At 64.9% G+C, this 20364-nt stretch carries 17 protein-coding genes; 3 read left to right on the top strand and 14 right to left on the bottom strand.

From position 1 onward, the window contains the following. Nucleotides 1–113: 113 nt before the first annotated feature. Nucleotides 114–1928 carry an aminopeptidase P family protein gene (locus tag AB6N07_RS12055; RefSeq protein ID WP_370678041.1) on the bottom strand — a complete coding sequence of 605 codons (1815 nt, stop codon included), beginning with the start codon at nucleotides 1926–1928 and terminating at the stop codon, nucleotides 114–116. 451 nt (nucleotides 1929–2379) lie between these two features. Between AB6N07_RS12055 and AB6N07_RS12060 the strand changes: the two genes are divergently transcribed. After that, complete coding sequence (locus AB6N07_RS12060; RefSeq protein WP_370678042.1) at nucleotides 2380–2592, top strand: hypothetical protein; 213 nt, start codon at nucleotides 2380–2382, stop codon at nucleotides 2590–2592. Between the two features lie 57 nt (nucleotides 2593–2649). Here AB6N07_RS12060 and AB6N07_RS12065 read toward each other — a convergent pair whose 3' ends face one another. The 9 genes from AB6N07_RS12065 to AB6N07_RS12105 are packed head-to-tail and all read right to left on the bottom strand — an operon-like array spanning nucleotide 2650 to nucleotide 12384. Beyond that, nucleotides 2650–4005: a thymidine phosphorylase gene (locus AB6N07_RS12065; RefSeq protein ID WP_370678043.1), complete on the bottom strand. Its 1356-nt coding sequence runs from the start codon at nucleotides 4003–4005 to the stop codon at nucleotides 2650–2652. Between the two features lie 31 nt (nucleotides 4006–4036). Then, a complete protein-coding gene (locus AB6N07_RS12070) occupies nucleotides 4037–4978 on the bottom strand; it encodes a nucleoside hydrolase (RefSeq protein ID WP_370678044.1) in 942 nt (313 codons plus the stop codon). A 1-nt stretch (nucleotide 4979) separates the two neighbouring features. After that, nucleotides 4980–6521 (bottom strand): amidohydrolase family protein, encoded by a 1542-nt coding sequence (locus tag AB6N07_RS12075; protein ID WP_370678045.1) that lies wholly within the window; start codon nucleotides 6519–6521, stop codon nucleotides 4980–4982. 7 nt (nucleotides 6522–6528) lie between these two features. Then, nucleotides 6529–7347, bottom strand: coding sequence for an SDR family NAD(P)-dependent oxidoreductase (locus AB6N07_RS12080; protein ID WP_370678046.1), 819 nt, complete (start codon nucleotides 7345–7347; stop codon nucleotides 6529–6531). Further along, entirely contained in the window at nucleotides 7344–7784 is a 441-nt protein-coding gene (locus AB6N07_RS12085; protein ID WP_370678047.1) for a VOC family protein, read from the bottom strand. Before AB6N07_RS12085 ends, AB6N07_RS12080 begins: the two co-directional genes overlap by 4 nt. Before the next feature lie 8 nt (nucleotides 7785–7792). Then, nucleotides 7793–8689 (bottom strand): ABC transporter permease, encoded by an 897-nt coding sequence (locus tag AB6N07_RS12090; RefSeq protein ID WP_370678048.1) that lies wholly within the window; start codon nucleotides 8687–8689, stop codon nucleotides 7793–7795. Then, nucleotides 8686–9744 carry an ABC transporter permease gene (locus AB6N07_RS12095; protein ID WP_370678049.1) on the bottom strand — a complete coding sequence of 353 codons (1059 nt, stop codon included), beginning with the start codon at nucleotides 9742–9744 and terminating at the stop codon, nucleotides 8686–8688. The genes AB6N07_RS12090 and AB6N07_RS12095 overlap by 4 nt, the downstream gene beginning before the upstream one ends. Next, nucleotides 9741–11300: an ABC transporter ATP-binding protein gene (locus AB6N07_RS12100; protein WP_370678050.1), complete on the bottom strand. Its 1560-nt coding sequence runs from the start codon at nucleotides 11298–11300 to the stop codon at nucleotides 9741–9743. The genes AB6N07_RS12095 and AB6N07_RS12100 overlap by 4 nt, the downstream gene beginning before the upstream one ends. Before the next feature lie 19 nt (nucleotides 11301–11319). After that, entirely contained in the window at nucleotides 11320–12384 is a 1065-nt protein-coding gene (locus AB6N07_RS12105; RefSeq protein WP_370678051.1) for a BMP family ABC transporter substrate-binding protein, read from the bottom strand. A 480-nt stretch (nucleotides 12385–12864) separates the two neighbouring features. Between AB6N07_RS12105 and AB6N07_RS12110 the strand changes: the two genes are divergently transcribed. Then, complete coding sequence (locus tag AB6N07_RS12110) at nucleotides 12865–13545, top strand: TetR family transcriptional regulator C-terminal domain-containing protein (protein WP_370678052.1); 681 nt, start codon at nucleotides 12865–12867, stop codon at nucleotides 13543–13545. Between the two features lie 33 nt (nucleotides 13546–13578). Here the strand turns inward: AB6N07_RS12110 and AB6N07_RS12115 are convergent, their stop codons facing one another. The 4 genes from AB6N07_RS12115 to AB6N07_RS12130 form a co-directional block, all read right to left on the bottom strand. Beyond that, nucleotides 13579–14451 (bottom strand): 50S ribosomal protein L11 methyltransferase, encoded by an 873-nt coding sequence (locus AB6N07_RS12115; protein WP_370678053.1) that lies wholly within the window; start codon nucleotides 14449–14451, stop codon nucleotides 13579–13581. Nucleotides 14452–14585: 134 nt separating this feature from the next. Further along, nucleotides 14586–16220, bottom strand: coding sequence for a bifunctional UDP-sugar hydrolase/5'-nucleotidase (locus AB6N07_RS12120; protein WP_370678054.1), 1635 nt, complete (start codon nucleotides 16218–16220; stop codon nucleotides 14586–14588). A gap of 317 nt (nucleotides 16221–16537) precedes the next feature. Next, on the bottom strand, nucleotides 16538–17119 hold the full coding sequence (locus tag AB6N07_RS12125) for a hypothetical protein (protein ID WP_370678055.1): 582 nt from the start codon (nucleotides 17117–17119) through the stop codon (nucleotides 16538–16540). A 200-nt stretch (nucleotides 17120–17319) separates the two neighbouring features. Then, nucleotides 17320–19752 (bottom strand): ATP-dependent helicase, encoded by a 2433-nt coding sequence (locus tag AB6N07_RS12130; RefSeq protein WP_370678056.1) that lies wholly within the window; start codon nucleotides 19750–19752, stop codon nucleotides 17320–17322. 295 nt (nucleotides 19753–20047) lie between these two features. Here AB6N07_RS12130 and AB6N07_RS12135 point away from each other — a divergent pair, with 295 nt between their 5' ends. Next, on the top strand, nucleotides 20048–20263 hold the full coding sequence (locus AB6N07_RS12135) for a hypothetical protein (RefSeq protein ID WP_370678057.1): 216 nt from the start codon (nucleotides 20048–20050) through the stop codon (nucleotides 20261–20263). Nucleotides 20264–20364: the final 101 nt, after the last annotated feature.

Raw genomic sequence — 20364 nt, forward strand, 5'->3', positions numbered from 1 at the left:
AGTGTTACGTCGGGAAAGGCTGATTTTCTTCCATTATATCAATCGTCTACCGAGGCAGGTTCCCCGCGCGGCCAAAAGGCCGCGCGGGGAGCGGTAACACTTCGAATCGCCGCTCAGTGAGAAAGTGGCGCCGTGGCCGCTACGAGCCAGGCCTGGTCGGCCTTATCGGGGACAAGCGGCAGCAGCTTATCGCGGACCTCGGTATGATAAGCGTCGAGCCAGATACGCTCGCGCTCGGTCATCATCGACGGCCGGATCAGGCGACGATCGATCGGGCAGAGCGTCACCGTTTCAAAGCCCATCATCGGCCGTTCGCCACCCTCGATCGCTTCGGGCGCGGTGACGATGACCAGATTCTCGATACGGATGCCCCAGGCGTTGGCCTTGTAGTAGCCGGGCTCGTTGGACATCAGCATGCCCGGTTCAAGCGGCACGTGACCGGTTTTGGCAATACGGCCCGGGCCCTCGTGGACGGACAGATAATGACCGACGCCGTGGCCGGTGCCGTGATCGAAGTCGAGGCCGGCTTCCCACAGCTTTTCGCGGGCAAGGGCGTCGAGATGGGCGCCGCTGGTTCCCTTGGGGAAGCGGGCGAGCGTCAGGCGGATGTTGCCGATCAGCACGCGGGTGAAGCGGTCGATCATCTCCTCGGTGGGGGTGCCGACGATCATGGTGCGGGTGATGTCGGTGGTGCCGTCCTCATACTGGGCGCCCGAATCGACCAGCAGGATGCCGTTCGGCTCTACCTTGCGGTTGGAGGCGGTGCTGACGTGATAATGCGGGATGGCGGCATTGGGGCCGGCACCGGCGATGGTGTCGAAGGAGATGTCGCGCAGCGCGCCGGTGTCGCGGCGGAAATCCTCGAGCTTCTTGGTCACGGCGATCTCGTCGAGTTCGCCTTTCGGCGCCTCGCGATCGACCCAGGCGAGGAAGCGCACCATGGCGACGCCGTCGCGGAGATGGGCGGCGCGGATGCCTTGGAGTTCGGTGGGGTTCTTGAGCGCCTTCGGCAACAGGACGGGATCGGCGCCGGCCACCACCTTGCCGCCACCAGCCTCGATGCGACGCACCACCTCGAAGGCGGCCGAGGCCTTGTCGACCAGCACCGCGCCGCCGAGGGCCGACAGCGCCGATGCGAAGGCGGTGGGCGGTTCTACGGCGGCGATCTGTTCCAGCCGATCGCGGACGGCGTTGTCGAGTTTGGCGCCGTCGATGAACAGGGCAGGGCGGCCGTCACGGCGCAGGATGGCGAAGGACAGCGCTTCTGGCGTGTGCGGCACGTCTTGCCCACGAATGTTGAAGGCCCAGGCAATCGAATCAGGGCGCGTCAAAATGGCGGCGTCGGCTCCGGCTTTACCGATCACCTCGGCGAGGCGGGCGAGCTTCTGTTCGGCGCTTTCGCCGGCGAGTGTTTCGGGGAACAGCGACACCCGGCCCTTGGGCGGCTCTGGCCGGTCGGCCCAGACGGCGTCGACCGGATTGCCGTCGATGGCGACGAATTCGGCACCGACGGCGGCCAGCGCGGTTTCGAAACGGGCGACTTCGGCGGCGGTCATCAGCCAGGGATCGAAGCCGATGCGGTCGCCCTTGCCGACCACGGTCTTCAGCCAGTCGTGCGGCGGCTCCTCGATGAGATGGTGCGGTTCAATGACGGCGAGGTCGACCTGCTCGCGCACCTGGAGCGTATAGCGGCCGTCGACGAAGATGGCGGCGCGGTCCTTCAGAATAATGGCAAGGCCGGCCGAACCGGCGAATCCGGTCAACCAGAGCAGGCGGCGAGCGGCGGCGGGAATGTATTCGCCCTGATGCTCGTCGGCGAGCGGCACCAGGAAACCCTTGAGGCCTCGGATCGTGAGCTCGCCCCTCAGGGCGGACAATCGCGCCTTGCCTTGGCTGGGATCGTTGACGTTATCGAATGTCTGAAACACCTCTGTCACTCCGCCATACTCGAAAGAGAAGAGTTGTCGCGCCTGCCTCCCGCCGCCGTCAAGCCTTGCAGGGGCAATCGCTTTTTGTGTGGCCTCGGTTGGCGGCGGGGCACCGGCCCCTAGGCTTTCGTTCCGCTTTCGTCTCCGAGAGCGTCGTGTCTCGAAGATACGCTCCGCGCGGCGCCGCTTGGAGCCGGAAGCCGCGGGGCATTCAAACGTCACCCCTTATTCATGCTTTCGGCGGGAATCCGGCGGCAATGGCTAGTTGTGGCGAAAGGGTGACCTCAGCCATGAGTCACCCGCAGGGGTGGCCTGCGCCATCATTCATTCATACTAAAGTCGTAGTCTGCTATTACAAAGGGAGTTCGGAGGGCTGGTTTCGCGTCCCATGAGGATAACGGCGCTTTTGAGAACGGTTGGCGGAAGCTGACGCTATTCAAGAGGTGCTAAAATGAGCCGATTTGCCCCTACGACCGCTACGTCTTACCGAAGTGGTCTTTCTCGTCGAACCTACGAAGCCACACTCGGCACGCGTGAGCGGCAGGCACAGCGCTATGTTGCGCCCTATCTCGCCTCGCTTGACGATCAGGCCGGGCGCGAGCAAGGCGCTGGCCGCAGCTCGACCGGTGTTATGCGGTCGCGGGCCGTCGACGCCGCGCTTTAAGTGACGACTACTCACCAAACGATTCCTCTGGCAGGCACCGCTTTGCCGGAGATGAGTTCAGGACTGGGGCCGAGCGACCGCGAGACGGTCGACGATCACGGGTGCCGATCCCACCGGGTCGTGGGCTAGCGATATGGCCGCACGGATCGCCGCCGCTGCCGAGTTCCAGGCGTCATCGCTGCGCGCGTGCAGGACGCAGATCGGACGATCGCGGGATATGGCCTCGCCGCGCTGGGCCATCTCCGACAGGCCGACCGCATGGTCGATACTGTCCTCGGGGCGGGTGCGACCGGAGCCAAGCCGCAACAGCGCCATGCCTATGGCATAACAATCCATTGTCGAGAGATAGCCGCTGTCGTCGGCAAATACCGGGCGGACGACCGGCGCATCCTCGAGATACCGCTCGGGGTGATCGACGAAATCGGTCGGGCCACCGAAGGCGGCGATCATGCGCGCAAAGCGCTCGGCGGCGCTGCCGTCATCGAGTCGAGCCTCCGCCAGGCGCCGACCCGCCGCGATATCATCCGCAAGCCCCCCCATCACCAGCGTCTCGGCAGCCAGCGCCAACACCGTTTCGAGCACGCGCGGCTCGCGGGCTGTGCCGGTGAGGAAAGCGACGATCTCGCGCAACTGCGGATTGCTGCCGACGGCGGAGCCGAGAATAACCGTAAGGTCGGAAATGAGGGCCACCATGGGAATGCCGACACCGGCGGCGACGCCGACGAGGCTTTCGGCCAGCTCGCGGGCCCGGCCGATGTCGGCCATGAAGGCGCCGGACCCGAAGGGCACCGTCATCACCAGGCCGTTGATGCCGGCGGCGAGCTTCTTGGACATGATCGATCCGGTGATCAACGGCACGCTCTCAACCGTGGCGCTGACATCCCGGGTGAAGTAGATCGGCCTGTCGGCCGGTGCGAGATCGGCGGTGGGGCCAATGATTGCGCCGCCCACCTCGGCGACCGTGCGCATGAAAAGCTCTGTCGTGGGGGCGGTGTCATACCCGGCAATGGCGTCGAGCAGGTCGATCTCGCCGCCGGTGTGGCCGAGACCCCGGGCCGAGATCATCGGCATGTGGATGCCGCAGGCCGCCACCAGCGGCACCAGAATGAGGCTGATCTTCTCGTCGCCGACGCCGCCGCTTGAGTGCTTGTCGATGATGGTCGGCCCCGACAGACCTATTTCCGACCAGTCGATCACTCGGCCGCTGTCGCGCATCGCCAGCGTATAGGCGAGCCGTTCCTCCGCCGTCATGCCGTTGAGATAGACCGCCATGGTGAAGGCGCCGATCTGGCTGGGGCTGACGCTGCCATCCGTCGTACCTCGGACGAAGCGCGCGATGTCCTCGGGCGCAAGGGGTAGTCGGTCGCGCTTGCGGCGGATCACTTCCTGCGGGACGAAGTCGGGATTGGTCATCGGAAGGTCTCCGTCACGTCGGGGCAGACTCTCAGGGCAGGCGCGCGAGCCGCGCGGCGAGCAGATCATAGAAGCCGTCCACATCGACCTGCCTCAGGAAGGTGGCATTGGCGGGCCGTTCGGTGACGCGCCACCAGTCGACGACGGTCATGCCGGTGGTGTAGGTGCCGGTCAGCTCCACTTCGACGTTGACGAAGCGGCCGGCGAACAGGTCGGGCCGCAGCAGATAGGCGACGGCGCAGGGGTCGTGCAGAGGCGCGCCATCCCAACCATATTTCTTCAGATCGAAATGTTCGGAAAAGCGCAGCATGGCCGCCGCCGCCTTGGCCGACGCGGTGCCCGATGCCTCGATGGCAGCAAGGCGGGCCGGCGTCGACCGGCACTGATGCGTCACGTCCATCGGGACCATGGTGATCTTGAGGCCGCTCTTCAAAACCACGTCCACCGCTTCGGGGGCGACGTAGTCGTTGAAGCCGGCGGACGGCGTGATGTTGCCGCCCTCGCTGAAAGAGCCGGAGATCATCACCAGTTCGCCGATGCCGGCCTTGATGCTTGGTGCCTGGACGAGCGCCAGGGCGAGGTTGGTGAGCGGGCCGAGCGTTACCAGTGTGATTTCGCCGGGCGCTGCGGCATGCAGTGTGTCGATCAGGAAGGCGACGCCGTGTTTTGCCTGCACCGGCAGATGAGGGACCGGCAGGCTGGGGCCGTCGAGCCCCGTCGGGCCGTGCACATGTTCGGCTGTGACCAGCGGGCGCCGCATCGGTCGGTCGCAGCCGGCATGGAGGGGGACGTCGAGCCGGTCGGCGAGTTCCAGAACCTGACGGGCGTTATAGGTGGTGCGTTCAAGCGGCACGTTGCCGGCAACGGTGACGATGCCCAGCACCTCGAGCTCGTCGGGCGAAGCGAGCGCCATCAGCATGGCGACGGCGTCATCCTGTCCGGGATCGGTATCGATGATGATCTTGCGCGCCATGTCAGGGTTGCTTCCGCCAGGCCGGCAGGTCGCCGGCATATCGATTGAGGCCGAGATCGACCTGCGATGCCCGGCGATGCACCTCGGCGAACGAGGCTTCGAACACCCGGCCGCGCTGTTCGTTCATCGCCTGCTCGGCGAGATGGGCGGGCATCAGTTCGGCGATCTCGTCGAATATGGTCCGCTCGTCGACGCGGGTGAGGCGACCGTCCTCAACCACGACGTCGCCGGCCACCATCACCAGCCTGACCGAGTTGCCGTTCTCGGCGAATACCAGATGTTTGACCGGGTCGTTGAGCGGCATGAAGGAATAGGTGTCGAGGTCGAGAATGACGAGATCGGCGGCCTTGCCGACGGCGAGCGAACCGGTGACCTCGCCGAGGCGGCCGGCACGGGCGCCACCCTGCGTTGCCATCGCCAGCACTTCGGCCGCCGTCAGCCAGTCGGCGGGATCGGGACCCGGCACGCCCTGCATCAGGGCGGTGACGCGCATCAGGTCGAAAACGCGGGCGCTGTCGTTGGACGACAGGCCGTCGGTGCCGAGGGCGACATTGATGCCGGCTTCGAGCATGCGGCGGATCGGCGCGACGCCCGAACCAAGGCGCAGGTTGGAAATGGCATTATGGGCCACCGAGACGCCGGCCTCGCCCATCAGGGCCATATCGTCATCGCTCACCCAGACGGCGTGGGCGATGGTCGTCTGGGAACTCAGGATCCCGAGATCGGCCATGTAGGCGATGAGGCTCTTGCCATGGAACTCTGGCCCGGTCACCGCTTGCACCTTGGTTTCCAGCACGTGGGTGTGGAACTGCAGGTCGTGCCGGACGGCGAAGTCGTGACAGGCCACCAGGAGATCGGGCGGGCAGCGCTGCGGCGCCGATGGCGCCACCATGAAGCGCAGCCGCCCCTTGCGGCCGTGGAAGGCGGCATGGGCCGCCGCACAGAAATCGAGATAGGTCGAAGTGTTGGTCAGCGCGGCGGCATCGAGCGTCGTCCGCAGATCGGTCGGCATGACGGCGCGGGCATAGGGCAACGTGTCGAGCGTCGGAATATTGATCACCGCGTTCGAGATCGTCGCCCGGATGCCGGCATCGTCATAGGCTTGGACGGCGGCCAGCATGCGTTCGAGATCGTGGCCCGGCGGATCGAAGAAGTCGTCGGAGAGGGCGGTGACGCCGCTCTTCAGCGACTCCATCGCCAGCAGCAGGCTACGCAGGTAGAGAAGCCGTGGGGAGACCGGCGCGTCGACCAGGAACGGGTAGGCATAGAGCGACCACACTTCAAGCGGCATGCGCTCGAAACGGCCGCGCAGAAAAGTCTCGCTCGAGTGGGTGTGGGCATTGACGAGCCCCGGTATGATCAGGTGGCCGGCGGCTTCGACGACGCGGTCGCCGGGCCGGGGCAAGATGGTCCCGCCGATGGCGGCGATGCGCCCGTCCTCGACGAGGAGATCGCCAGTCTGGATGATAAAGCCGGCTGGACCGTCGAGCGTTAGCAGGCTACCGCCGCGCAGCAGGATCGGGGATGGCAGCGTGTCGGTCATCATCGCCTCAATACGGAGTGTCGCCGCCGTCGATGTTGATCGCCTGGCCGCGGATCAGCATGGCGTCGTCGGACAGCAGGAAGGAGACGCAGCGGCCGATTTCCTCGGGCGTCGTATGGCGCTTGAGCTGACCGGAGACCATCTGGTCGAAAACCGCCGCCGGTGGTTCGCCGGACAGCGAGGAGTAGACCTCCGCCACCTGTCGCAACATCGGCGTTGCCACCGAACCCGGACAGACGCAGTTGACGTTGATGTCGTTGGCGGCGAGAGTTGCCGAGAGCATGCGGGTCATGGAAATCAGCGCCGCCTTGGTCGCGCTGTAGGCGATCATCGTCTCGGCGTGCCCGACCTTGCCGGCCTCCGAGGAGATGTTGACGATGGCGCCACTGACATCGCGCTCGATCATCGATTTCGCCACCAGCCGGGCCGCCTCGTAGGCGCCGAACACGTTGATCTCGAACTGGCGGCGCCAGATGTCGAGGCCATGTTCGAGCGGCGGTGCGTGCAGGGCCACGGCGGCGCCGTTGACGAGGCCGTCGAGCCGGCCGTGCCAGGCGAGCGCCTGTTCGACCATGGCGGCTACCGAGTCAGCATCGGCGATGTCGACGGTGATCGGCAGCACGCGCGGGGCCGGTGAAATTCGCGATGGATCGAGATCGGCCGCTGCGACGAAGGCGCCGGCATCGAGCAGTGTCGAGACCAGCCCCGCGCCGACACCGCCGGCCGCGCCGGTGACCAGAAAGGTTTTGCCGGCGTGGGCTTCAGTCTTCACGGCCGGCCGAATGGGCAGCGGTGGATGGCTGCCGAACTTGGCGTATGCGGTCATCGGGCGCCCTCGCTTGTGTCGATCTTGCCGGGCGCGCCACCGGGCAGCCAGGCGTAAAGTTCCCAGACCTCGCGGTCCGGCCCGGTGAAATAGGCGCCGTAGGCGTTCCAGGCATAAGGTGCCGGTGGCGCCACGAAAGCGACGCCGGCCGCGCTCAGCTCGTCATAGGCGGAGTCGAGTTCGGCCATACTGTTGAGTTTCACGGCGATCAGCACGGCGCTGTCCGAGTCCGGGTCGACCGGCGTGCCCGTGTGGGCGGACAGGTGGCCGCGCTCCCAAAGGGCCAGTGTCAGACCGGCACCGGAGAAGTCGGCAAAGCCGGGGGCGCGATGCTTGAGACGAAAACCGAGACGATCGCGATAGAAGGCGATGGAGGCCTCAAGGTCGCGGACGAGGACGCAGACGTCGCTGATGGCGTGGCGCTGGGCAAAGGTCATGTCGGGCCTCAATAGTCGCGTAATTCGCCGAAGCTTGCCGGGGCCGCCGCCGCGCCGCCACGCAGGCGACCACTCAGCCAGACGCCGAAAATGGTGGCGAGATAGGGGAGGGCGAGCAGAAGATCGTGGGGCACCGCGTCGCCGAACACCAACTGGGCGCGGATGCCGAGCGCGCCGACCAGCGAGAAGAATATGGCCGCCAACGCCGCGCCGATCGGATGAGACGCGCCGAACACCACGGCGGCGAAGGCCATGAAGCCGCGACCGGCCGTCATGTTCTGGGCGAAGATCTGCAAGCTGCCGGTGGCAAGTTCCGCGCCGCCGGCCGCCGCCAGCACGCCGCCAAAGGCGAGGGCGAACAGGCGCATGCGCGAGGGATCCACGCCAGCGCTGCGGGCGGCGAACGGATGCTCGCCCGAGGCGGCGAGCTGCAGGCCGAAGCGGGTGCGCCGCAGCAGCACCCACATGCCGAACACCACGAAAGGCATCGCTGCGACCAGGATCGACAGCGAGGCGAAGGGGCCGAAGGCCTCTCCGAGGCGGGGCAGCCCGAAGGGGGCGGTCACCGAGGCCTGACTGCCGAAGATCGACTGCGAGGCGAGCGAGGTGCCGCCGATGCCGAGGCCGGTGAGACCAAGCCCGGCGATGATGGGATTAGCCTTGAGCTTCTCGATGGCGAACCAGAGGAGGACCGAGGCCAGCACCGAGAAAATGACGGCGGCGAGCAGCGCGAGACCGAGCGAACCGGTCAACACGATGCCAATGACGGTGGCGGCGGCGCCGATGATCATGACGCCCTCGAGGCCGAGATGCCAGATGCCGGCGCGCTGAGCGATGACGCCGGCCATGGTGACGTAGACGAGGGGCGTGGCCGACCGCAGGATGGCGACGATGAGATCGGTCATTGGGGCTTTGCGCTCCTTCCGGCGCCACCGGTAACCCGACCGATCAGGCGATCGAGGTGGGCCGACCGCGCGGTGATGAACAGGGCGATGGCGGCGTTGATGATGTCGATGGCCGCCGATGGCAGGCCCGCCATGACCGGCAGATAGAGCGCGGCCGAGGCGAGGCCGCCAAAGAACAGGGCGCCGATGGCGGTTCCGCCCACCGACAGGTTGGCGACGAGGGCAATCAGGATGGCGGTGAAGCCATGGGCGGGCAGGAAGCCACCGACCAGCCGGCCGTTGGGGCCGAACACTTCGATGGTGCCGGCCAGACCGGCCAGGCCGCCGGCAACGAGAAAGCTCGTCAGGCCGAGCCACCAGACCTTGGCGCCCTGCCAACGCACCATGACCGGATTTCGACCGGCGAGGCTGGCGACGACGCCGAAGGCGCTGCGGTTGACCAGCAGCCACATCAGCACCCCGACGATGATGGCGATTGCGATGATGGTCGGCGACAGGCCGAGCGAGTTGGAAATGCGGTAGGCGGCGGCCAGTGGCCGGCTCGACGATTGCTGGCCGCTGCCCGAGGGGTCCTTGAGCGGGCCGGTGGTGACGTAGATCAGTAGCAGCGTTGCCAGGAAGTTGCCCATCAGCGTGGTGATCGTCTCATCGGTCCCCGACCGCAGGCGGAGGAGCCCCGGCCACAGCGCCCACAGCGCACCACCCACCATGCCAGCCAGAAACGAGAGGGGTACCAACACGATGGCCGGCGCGCCGTTCAACCAGGTGGCGGCGCAGGTGGCGGCGATGGCGCCAACGTAGAACTGTCCCTGGGCCCCGATGTTGAAGAAGCCCGACCGGAACGACAGGCCAACGCCGACGGCGGTGATGAACAGTGGAACGGCCCAGCGCAGGCTCTGCGTCAGCCCGCCGCTCCTCAGGAAGGCACCTTCGACGATGGCTTCGAACATGGCGATGGCCGAATAGCCGGCGAATTCGAAGATGATGCCGCAGAGGGCGAGCGCCAGGGCGATGAAGACGGCGGCGCGCAGGACGACCACGAGGTTGCTGTTCATGAGGTGGCTCCCGTCATGGCGGCGCCGACGGCTCCGAGGGCGTAGGGCGGCCGGTAGTCGGCGACGATCCGGCCCGACAGCATCACCACCAGACGGTCGGAGATGTCGAACAGCTCATCGAGGTCGGAGGAGATGAGCAGCACGGCGGCGCCCTGGTCGCGCGCCGCCCGCAGTGCCTGCCAGACGAAGGCGGTGGCGCCGATGTCGAGCCCGCGCGTCGGCTGCGCGGCGATGATCAGGCGGGCGTCGTCATGCACTTCGCGCGAAAAGATCAGCTTCTGGGCGTTGCCGCCCGATAGCGATCCGGCTCGTTGCTCGCCCGAGCGGTAGCGCACATCCCAGCGCTTCAGCGCCGCGTCGGTCTCTTGTCGCAAAGCTGCCGGCCGGATGGACTTCAGCAGCGAGCCGGCCAGCAAGCGGCGGATGGCCCAGTTCTCCCACAGGGATGACGAGAGGCTGAGGCCTTCGCTGTTGCGCTCGAAGGGGATGATGCTGAGGCCGCGCCGGCGACGCTCGCCGAGATCGGCGGTGGTGACGATAGTGCCGGCCAGCTCGATGCTGCCCTCGGCCACTCCGGCAAGCCCGGCGATGGCGCGTACCAGCGTCTTCTGACCATTACCCTCGACGCCGGCGATGCCGACGATCTCGCCGGGCCAGAGATCGAGAGACACGGCTTCGAGCGCCGGCCCCTCGGCATCGGGCTGTGTCGATACATGGTTGAGCCGGAGAATGGGAGGCGCGTCGACAGCCGCCGGAACGGTGATGACGGCAGGGACGGTCGGCTCTGCCCCGACCAGCGCGGCGGCATCGGTTTCGGATGGCGATCCACCGCCGACGATGAGGTCCGCCACCACCGCTGGGCTAAGCGTATCGGTGGGCAGGGAGGCGGCGACGAGGCGGCCGCCACGCAGCACGCTGACGGTGTCGGCGACCGCCAGCACTTCGCGAATCTTGTGCAGGACCAGAATGACGGTGACGCCGTTCTTCTTGAGCCGGCGGACGCGTTCGAACAGGGCATCGGCCCCGGATGGCGACAGAACCGCCGTCGGCTCGTCGAGGATCAGGATGTTGGCGTCGGAGACCATGGCCCTGGCGATCTCGACGCTTTGCTGCGTCTCCACCGGCAGGTCGCGGATCCGCCGGCCGGGATCGACGTCGATATCGAGCGCTTGGAGATGGGGCTGCCAGCGGCGAACCAGGCTCCGGCCGCTGAACACCGGGCCGAAGCGCTCGGCGCCGAATTCCATGGCTTCGGCGACGGTAAAAGATGGCGGCAGGGCGAAGCTCTGGTGAACCAGCTCCACGCCCAGCCGCCGCGCCTCGCGGACCTTGCCCAGGGGGAGAGGCCGTCCGTCGATGGCGATCGCGCCCGCGTCGGGCCGGATAAGACCGGCGGCGACGCGGGCGAAGGTTGTCTTGCCGGCACCGTTCTGGCCGACGACGGCGTGGATGAGGCCCCGTTCGAAGGTAAGGCACACCTCGGATAAGGCGACGAAATCACCGAACCTGACGGTGATTTCGTTACATGCGAGAGCCGGAGGCAACGGGGCGGTCATCGAAGGGGCGCGTCCGGGGTCAGAGGTTGGTGTTGAACGGCACTTTGAGGGTGCCGGCGATGATCTCGGCCTTGGCAGCCTCGATCTTCGGCCAGACTTCCTTGGCTTTGGTGACCAGCGCCTCGGGCCCCTTCTCCAGGAACACCGGCGACAGCACGAAATCGATGACGCCAGTGCCGAGGCCGGTGCCGATGTGGCCGCCCTTCCAGTCGGCAGCGAGGGCCCGGGTCACCTCGTTGTAGAGCGACTGGCCGAAATCGAGCGACACCAGGCTTATCACCGTCGACGGGCCGAGCTTGTACTGGGCCGGCGAGATGGCGCTGACCATCAGGTTCTTGCCCTCGTTGGCGGCGGCGATGATGCCGGCATCGGTGGCTGCCGAGTCGGTCTGAATGTAGTCGACGCCGCTCTTGTACATCTGGGTGGCGATTTCCTGCCCCTTGGCCGGATCCTGGAACGAGCCGGCGAAGGCGGCGGCGAGTGTGGCGTCGGCTTTGACAGAGGTGGCGCCGGTCTTGATCGCGTTGGCGTCGGCGTTGAGCGGGGGCAGCGAGATGCCGCCGATATAGCCGAGCTTGCCGCTGGCCGAGACGAGCGCTCCGAACAGGCCCGACAGGTAGCAGCCGAGATAATAGTCATAGGAAACGGTGGTCACGTTGGGCAGCGCCGGCTCGATCGGGTCGCCGAACAGCTGGATCCACTTGGTGTTGGGGTATTCGGGGGCGAGCGCCTTGAAGGCCTCGGCCACCTCGTTGAAGGTGGAAACGATGATGGAGGCGCCGGCATCGCCAAGCGTGCGGAAGATCGTCTCGTAGGTGGCAGGATCGGCGGCATAGACGACGCGGGTCTCGAAGCCCTTTTCCTTGGCGAGCTTGCCGAGTTTCTCGATCATGCTGTCGACAGGGCCGTTGTCGCCGGCCGCCTGGGTATGAACCAGTGCCACGATGCCCTCAGCCGCCGAAGCGCCGAGGGGAAATAGGCTGGTGGCAAGGCCCGCCGCCGCCGTGCCGGCCGCGGCCTTGAGAAGACGACGGCGGGAGAGGGGGCGACCCAGACCGTCGAGGTCGGACAAGAAGCTGGTCATGAAACACTTCCTTGGCTCTTTGGCGCCGTCGGCGCGAGTGACCCGAACCTGAAAGAGCGACGGACACACGTCCGCTGCACGTCGCCGAGGCGAGCGTTCGCGAGTGTTGAGGCGCAACTGACAGAGCCGCATACGCTGCGACATTTCGCCGGTGTGCGCCGGTCGACTGGATAACGTGTGGCAGGCCCTGAATGTCGCGGTCCGTTCATCGCTCAGGATGTCGGCCGTCGCTTCTTCCATTGCGATGAGGATAAGCGGATCCTGACCGGAGTGTCAACTTTGTTGTTGTGAAAATCTGACCAATCGGTCAGATTCACGTTCGAGATTAATTCGTTTGCGATCAACAGCATAATCTTTGTGCGGTTTGCGCAAAAAGCAGAACCTATCTGCTTTTGGAATTGGCTTCCCGCATTGAATCTGCAAATGTGAGAACAGCCTTTCGCCCGTGGCGGCAGGCGTCGTTGACGAGGGAACGGGATCTTGGACGCTGAGGTAGACGGGGAAGATCACAAAGCGCGGCCGCGTCGGCGCGTGGCGGTCGAAGAGGGCGCGCGCGATGACCGCGTTCGTCAACGCAATGTCGCCCGTATCCTCAAGGCGGCCACGACACTGTTCTCGCGCAAGGGATTCGAGGGGACGCGCATTGTCGAGATCGCCGAGGCAGCCGGTCTGCCCAAGGCGAACGTCTACTATTACTTTTCCTCCAAGGAGGAAGTTTACGACGCGGTCATCAAGCATCTGATCGACGAGTGGGATGCCGCGCTCGCCCATATCTCCGCCGACGCTGAGCCACGCGAGGCGCTGGAAAGCTATGTGCGCGCCAAATTGGAGCATGCCCGTCGGCATGGCGAAGAGTCGCGCCTGTTCGCTGGCGAGATTATCGGTGGCGCGCGCTTCCTTAGCCGTCGTGACCGTAGCCACATGCGCGAGGTGACGCGTGACCATGCGCGGGTGATCGAAAGCTGGATCGCCGCCGGCAAGATCAAACCGGTCGATCCGCGCCACCTTTTGATCATGTTATGGGCGGTGACTCAGTTCTACGCCGATTTCGAGATATTGGCTTGCGACGCTCTGGAGCAGTCGCGCCTGCGCCGCGCCGATTTCGACAAGGCCGCCGAAACGATCGTTTCTACGCTGCTCGGCAGCCTGATGCCGGATTGAGATAGAGTGCCGCCTCTGACTGACAGGCGGTCCTCAGCCGGCGTAACGCAGAACGAGCGTGCTCCAGACATCCTTGACGATGTGCCGCTCGCGCACGAAGCCCTGGGCGCGGAAGGCGGCGAGCACGCTTTCGGCCTGCGTCCTCAGAATGCCCGACAGCACCACGGCGGCGCCCTGCATGGCGTGGACGCGGAATTGCGGCGACAGCATCTTCAGTGGATCGGCCAGGATATTGGCGACGATCAGGTCGAACTTGCGGCCGACGATGGCCGGATGGGCAAAGCCGGCGGCCGTCACCGCCGTGACGAGGTTGGCAGCGCCGTTGATCTCGGCGTTTTCCAGCGCGATCTCCACCGCCAGCGGGTCGATATCGGAGGCGAGCACCGGCCGCTTGGTTTCCAGCGCGATACCGATGGCCAGTACGCCCGAACCGGTGCCGAGGTCGAACACGCTGTCGAAGCGATAGACCGAAAGAAGGCGGCTGAGCGCCGTGAGGCAGCCCCAGGTGGTGGGATGATGGCCGGTGCCGAAGGCCTGGTTGGCCTCGATCTGCAGGCCGATCAGCCCCTTGGGAATGCGGTCGCGGTCGTGGGCGCCATGCACCACGAAGCGGCCGGCCACCACTGGGCTCAAGCCTTCCAGGCTCTGCGCCACCCAGTCGACATCCTCGGGTACCGGCTCGACCGTCACCAACGCGGCGTCAACAATACCGTCGAGGGCGGCGCGGGCCGTCGTGACGAGTTCCTCGGCGTCATCGGCGAAGAAGAAGCCATCCACCGCCCATCCACCGTCCGTTTCGTACCAGGATACCGGACCCGCTTCGACGAAGGCCGCCTCGATTGCATCGGCGATCGTTTCCGCGCCGGCCGCGTCGGCGGCGGGGATGTGGAGCTGATACTGGCGCATGGTTGTTCCTGAGCTGAATTCCGGGGCTGGCGGGGGTTTAGTCGGAGCCCTGAGGCTTGTCAAAGCTGGGGCATACAAAATCGGGCGGAGCCTGATGCCCCGCCCGTCATTTTCAAAGCGCCGCTGAACCGGTGTTACTTCTTCGGCGGCACGTAGTCGGCCGGCGTCGCGTCGGTGACGCGGCCGTCGGTATAGGGCTTGTAGGGATTGTGGGTGGTCAGGTACTGGGCCACCACGTCCTCAAGGTTGGGACCGTAATCATAGGCGTTGACCGCCTTGTCGGCGAAGGTCTTGAAGCCGTCGCCGCCGCCACGGACGTAGTTGTTGGTGACCACGCCATAGGTCTTGGCCGCTTCGAGCGGCACGAAGGCGTCGCCTTGCTTGACCTCGACGCTGGTGATGCGGCTGCCGACCGGCTTGGAGCGATCGAAGGTATATTTCAGGCCGGACACCTGCGGGAATCGGCCAGCTCCCTCGTCGACCTGGCTGACGCCGTTCTCCAACGCTTCCTTGATGCCGGCGCCATCGATCTGGAAGGTGGCGATCGTGTTCTGGAACGGCAGCACCGTCAGCACCTCGCCCATGGAGACGTCGCCGGCATCGATCGATGCCCGGAGACCGCCGCCATTGGCGATGGAGATGGTGATGCCCTGGCTGGCGACGCGGTCGAGCGCCGCGTCGGCGACAAGGTTACCCATCGAGCATTCGACGGCGCGGCAGGACTTGCGGTCGCCGTCGATGATGGAGGCGGACGAGCCGACGATCTTGGCCTTCAGCTCTTCCAGCGGCTTGCCGAGTTCCTTGACCCGCGCAACGTAGCCTTCATCCGGCTTCACCGAGGCGTCCAGCAGCAGTGGCGCGCCCTGGGCGGCGGTGACGACGCCCTTGTCGTCGAAGGTGACGGTGAGGTCGCCGAGATACTTGGAATAGGCGTAGGCGGTGACGACAGGCACCTCGACGCCCGACGGGCTCTTGACCAGCGTCGGATAGGGGCCGGACGACTTCTTGTCGGTCGACGACAGGTAGGTGTGGCTGTGGCCACCGACGATGACGTCGATACCGTCGACCTTCTCGGCGATTTCCTGATCCTTGAGATAGCCGACGTGGGTGAGGGCGATGATCTTGTCGACGCCCTCGGCCTGGATCTCCTTCACCGCCGTCTGGAGATAGGTGATCTCGTCCTCGAAGGTGATGTCCTTGCCGGGCGACGAAGTCTCGGAGGTGTCTTTCGCCAAGACCGATACGATGGCCACCTTCTGACCACCGATCTCCTTGATGACATAGCCCTTGTATTTGCCGTCGAGCAGCGAGCCCTTGGCCGAGATGGTGTTGCCGGAAATGATCGGGAACTTCACCGCGCCGATCAGTTTGTCGAGCTCGGCCGGACCGTCGTCGAACTCGTGGTTGCCGATGGCCATGGCGTCGAAGCCGATGCCGTTCATGAACTCGGCGACCGGTCCGCTCTTGAAGGTGCTGTAGTAGAGCGAGCCCTGGAATTCGTCGCCGGCGTCGAGCACCAGAAGGTTGCCGCCCTTGAGTTCCGCGCGCTTGGCATCGATGGCGCTCTTGACGCGGGCAATGCCGCCGAAGCACTCGCCGGCATCGCTTTCCTTGGCCGAGCAGGTGGAGTCGTATTTGTTGATCGGCTCGATGCGCGAGTGAAAGTCGTTGATATGCAGGATGGTGAGCTGGAAGTCGGCCAGTGCCGTGCCGGCCGACAGCGCCAGTGCGCCCGCCGTGAGAATGCCGACGGCAAGTCTATTCGTCATGCTTCTGTCTCCCCATTCACAAGGTGCCCATAGTCTGAGCCGCCTAAGCAATCTTGGCGTGTTCGGGCGGTCGGCTTCAAGCAATAATGCGCAGTTTTGCACGGCTAGTGGTTCGTCTCCGACATTTGCCGAGGTCCGATACATGCTTCGGGACGAGTGTCTGAGCCTGATGCCTGCCTCTATTCAAATGTGAAACTAGCCCTACTCGGATGGGCTTTTATGACGATCCGCTGGTCTTGATCAGCTCCAGGTACCTGGGAGGCCGAAGTTTGTCGGCCCTGAGCATTTCTCGTGAGGCCACCGAGACGCAGACCGCTTCATTCCTTGGCGGGCTTTGTGATCTCATAAGTGCATTTGAAAGCGGCAGCCGCGACACGATAGGTGTCCTTGGTGTCTGAGGGGGTCTGGACGATGGCATCGCCAACCTTGGCCACCATTTCCTCACCCCAAGGCGCAGTGAAATGAAAGTCGCCTTGTTGGTTGGATACGATGAAGTAGTTCATGTCCTGCCCGATCGGGCGGAAGGCCGAGAAGCCTTCGGCGTCCGGCTTGGATTGGGGTTCGCCGTAACGCTTCGGGAACTTTGTTGCCTTGACGAGGTATTGCTCGTTACCGGTTTCGGGGCAATGGTTGCGGACAACCCAGTCGCCTTGTTCCGCGGGCTTTGACTTGGTCTCCACGCCTTCGCCGAGAATCCTGGTGACAACGATCTCACCCACAACGGCGGGGCGTGCGTCGACGGGAAGAGTCTTCTTGGCGATGCCGGCAATGCCTTGGGATTTCGCCTGTTCCATCAAAGCGACCTGATCCGCCACCTGAGTGGTCTCCGCGGCGTGCACAAGGCCCGGCAAGCTGATGGCTGCCAGAACGGCCAGACGAAGCGGATTGATCCCGAGCATTCTGCTCTCCCTAATATAAGTTGATGTTATCGGCTGCGTTTTGCCCGTGAACTGAGCTCCGGGCGAAGACGCGTGAATTGTTGCGCACCCACCAAATGTATTGAAAGTCTGAAAGTTTTATGTCGGCCCAATGGGCTGCGTTGGGGTTCCATCGCACTTATTCGCCGGAACTCCAGACAGAAGCCGATCTCGCTAGCCCGCTATTTACTGCTACGTTCGAGGAAGCTGTCCACAACCCGCTTCTGGCCGGCTTTGTCGAAATCGACGGTGACCTTGTTGCCGTCGACGGCGGAGACCGTGCCGGGGCCGAACTTGACGTGGAACACCCTGTCACTGACCGAGAATTTCGGCGCCCCGTCCACCACCGACTTGGCGATCAGCTCGCCTTCGATCAGCTTGGGTTGGCCACGGCCGTAGGAGGGCTGGGCCGGCGAGGAGAAGCCGCCACGGCTACCACCGGAAGCCTGGCTGCTCGCCTTCTGGGCCTTCTGTGCGCGCTGCCAGCCGGGCGTTTCGTAGTTCGACTGGAAGCGCTCGACGCTGTCGAAGCGCGAGGCGCCGTAGGGATTCTGACGGCCGAATGACGAGCCGTAGCCACCGTAGGCGCTACCGGTTTCCTTGATCTCGACGTGAGCGGCCGGCAATTCGTCGAGGAAGCGCGAGGGGATGGACGACTGCCAGGAGCCGTGGATGCGGCGGTTGGAGGTGAACCAGATTAGGCAGTGTTTCTTGGCGCGCGTCAGGCCGACGTAGGCGAGGCGGCGTTCCTCCTCAAGGCCGGAGCGACCACCCTCGTCGAGGGCGCGCTGGTGTGGGAACAGGCCTTCCTCCCAGCCGGGCAGGAAGACGGTGTCGAACTCCAGACCCTTGGCCGAATGCAGTGTCATGATGGAGACGGCGTCGAGTTCCTCGCCCGAGTCACGGTCCATCACCAGGGAGATGTGTTCGAGGAAGCCTTCCATGCTCTCGAACTCGTCCATGGAGCGGATGAGTTCCTTGAGGTTTTCGAGGCGGCCCGGCGCCTCGGCCGAGCGGTCGTTCTGCCACATGGCGGTGTAGCCGCTCTCATCGAGGATCAATTCGGCGAGCTCGGTGTGCTTCATGGACGGGATGAGGTCGCGCCAGCGGCCGATGTTGTCCAGGAAGTCGCGCAGCGACGTCCGCGTCTTGCCCTTGAATTCCTCGGTGGCGACAAGCTGGTGCGTCGCCTCGGTGAGCGGCACGCCTTCGGCCCGGCCGTAATCGTGCAGCGTGCGGACCGAGGTGTCGCCGATGCCACGGCGCGGCGTGTTGACGATGCGCTCGAAGGCGAGGTCGTCGGCGGGCTGCATGACGATGCGGAAATAGGCCAGCGCGTCGCGGATTTCGGCGCGCTCATAGAAGCGCGGGCCGCCGATGACGCGGTAGGGGATGCCGGAGGTGACGAAGCGGTCTTCGAATTCGCGCATCTGGAAGGAAGCGCGCACCAGGATGGCGATGTCGTTGAGCGGCGTGCCGCCGCGCTGATAGCGTTCGATCTCGTCGCCGATCGAGCGCGCCTCTTCCTCCGAATCCCAAGCGGAGGCGACGAACACCTTGTCCTCGTCGTCGGATTGCGGCAGGTCGGTGAACAGCGTCTTGCCGAGCCGCGCCTCGTTGTGGGCGATGAGATGCGAGGCGGCACCGAGAATGTGGGCGGTGGAGCGATAGTTGCGCTCGAGCCGGATCACCTTGGCGCCGGGGAAGTCGCGCTCATAACGCAGGATGTTGTCCACCTCGGCGCCGCGCCAGCCGTAGATCGATTGGTCGTCGTCGCCGACGCAGCAGATGTTGTGCGAGCCCTGGGCCAGAAGGCGCAGCCAGAGATATTGGACGACGTTGGTATCCTGATACTCGTCGACCAGGATGAACTGGAAGCGCTTGTGGTAATCGGCCAGCACGTCGGGATTCTGGCGCAAGAGCGTCACCGCCTCAAGCAGCAGGTCGCCGAAGTCGACGGCGTTCAGAACCTTGAGGCGCGCCTGATAGGCGGCGTAGAGCTCGCGCCCGCGGCCGTTGACATAGGCGCGCGCCTCGCCCTCGGGGATTTCAGCGGGGCGCAGGCCCTTGTTCTTCCAACCGTCGAGGGCGGAGGCGAACTGGCGGGCTGGCCAGCGCTTTTCGTCGATGCCATCGGCCTGGATCAGTTGCTTGATGAGGCGAAGCTGGTCGTCGGTGTCGAGGATGGTGAAGTTGCTCTTGAGGCCGACCAGTTCGGCGTGCTTGCGCAGCATGCGAACGCCGATGGAGTGGAAGGTGCCAAGCCAGGGCATGCCCTCGACGACGCCGCCGACCAGTTTGCCGACGCGCTCCTTCATCTCGCGGGCCGCTTTGTTGGTGAAGGTTACCGAAAGAATCTGCGAGGGGAAGGCGCGGCGCGTCGCCAGAATATGGGCGATGCGCGTCGTCAGCACGCGCGTCTTGCCGGTGCCGGCACCGGCCAGCACCAGCACGGGGCCGTCCAGCGTTTCGACCGCCTCGCGTTGTTCGGGGTTCATGCCTTGCAGATAGCCGACGGCCCCGCCCGGACGGGCGGCGGCCATGGCGCGGGCGGCAATACCCAGCGAAGGGGAGGCGTCGAAATCGGTGTCGTCGTGATTCTGGGAAGCAGTCATGAGGAGAACAATAAAGCAACAGGGCGCCGGGGGCGAGAGCATCGTAGGCCTGAAGGAGGCCATTCTTCGGGGCGACAGTCTCGGTTAATATCTGGTAATTCGCTTGGTATTTTTCACTAACGTAGCGTATTTTTATGCAACGTATGAGGAAGGCTAGGTGTTTCTTTTCGTGTTTCAGGCTTCTTTGTTGATGTTTTGAGGGGGGTTCTGGTTTTCGTTTACTTGTCCTTCAAGGATTGAGGCTCAAATCGTCTCGTCGGCCGCCAATCAGGCCTTTTCTCAGTGGAGAGAGGACATGACCATGACATCCGATAGGATGCTTTCCGGGATCAAAAGCTATTTCGTAGGAACGCTTGCGGCCAATGCCGGCCGTGCGCTGGCGGCCTATGCGGAGGACGCGGACAACGCGGCCTGGCGGCTTGAGCCCGGCCATTATCTCGATACGGCGGGCGGCCTCGTCGCGGCGACGCCGGAATTGGCATCCCTTGCCATCTCCTGGTCGCGCGGTTGATGGTGTTCTCGGAAACTCGACTGGGGCGGGCGCCTGGGTTAGCACTCTGTGCTTCCGGCGTTTATGAACCTCAGGGTATTGGTCGAGACCGAAGTTCCCGG

Origin of the sequence: Pleomorphomonas sp. PLEO, from assembly GCF_041320595.1 — a bacterium.
GTDB lineage: Bacteria > Pseudomonadota > Alphaproteobacteria > Rhizobiales > Pleomorphomonadaceae > Pleomorphomonas.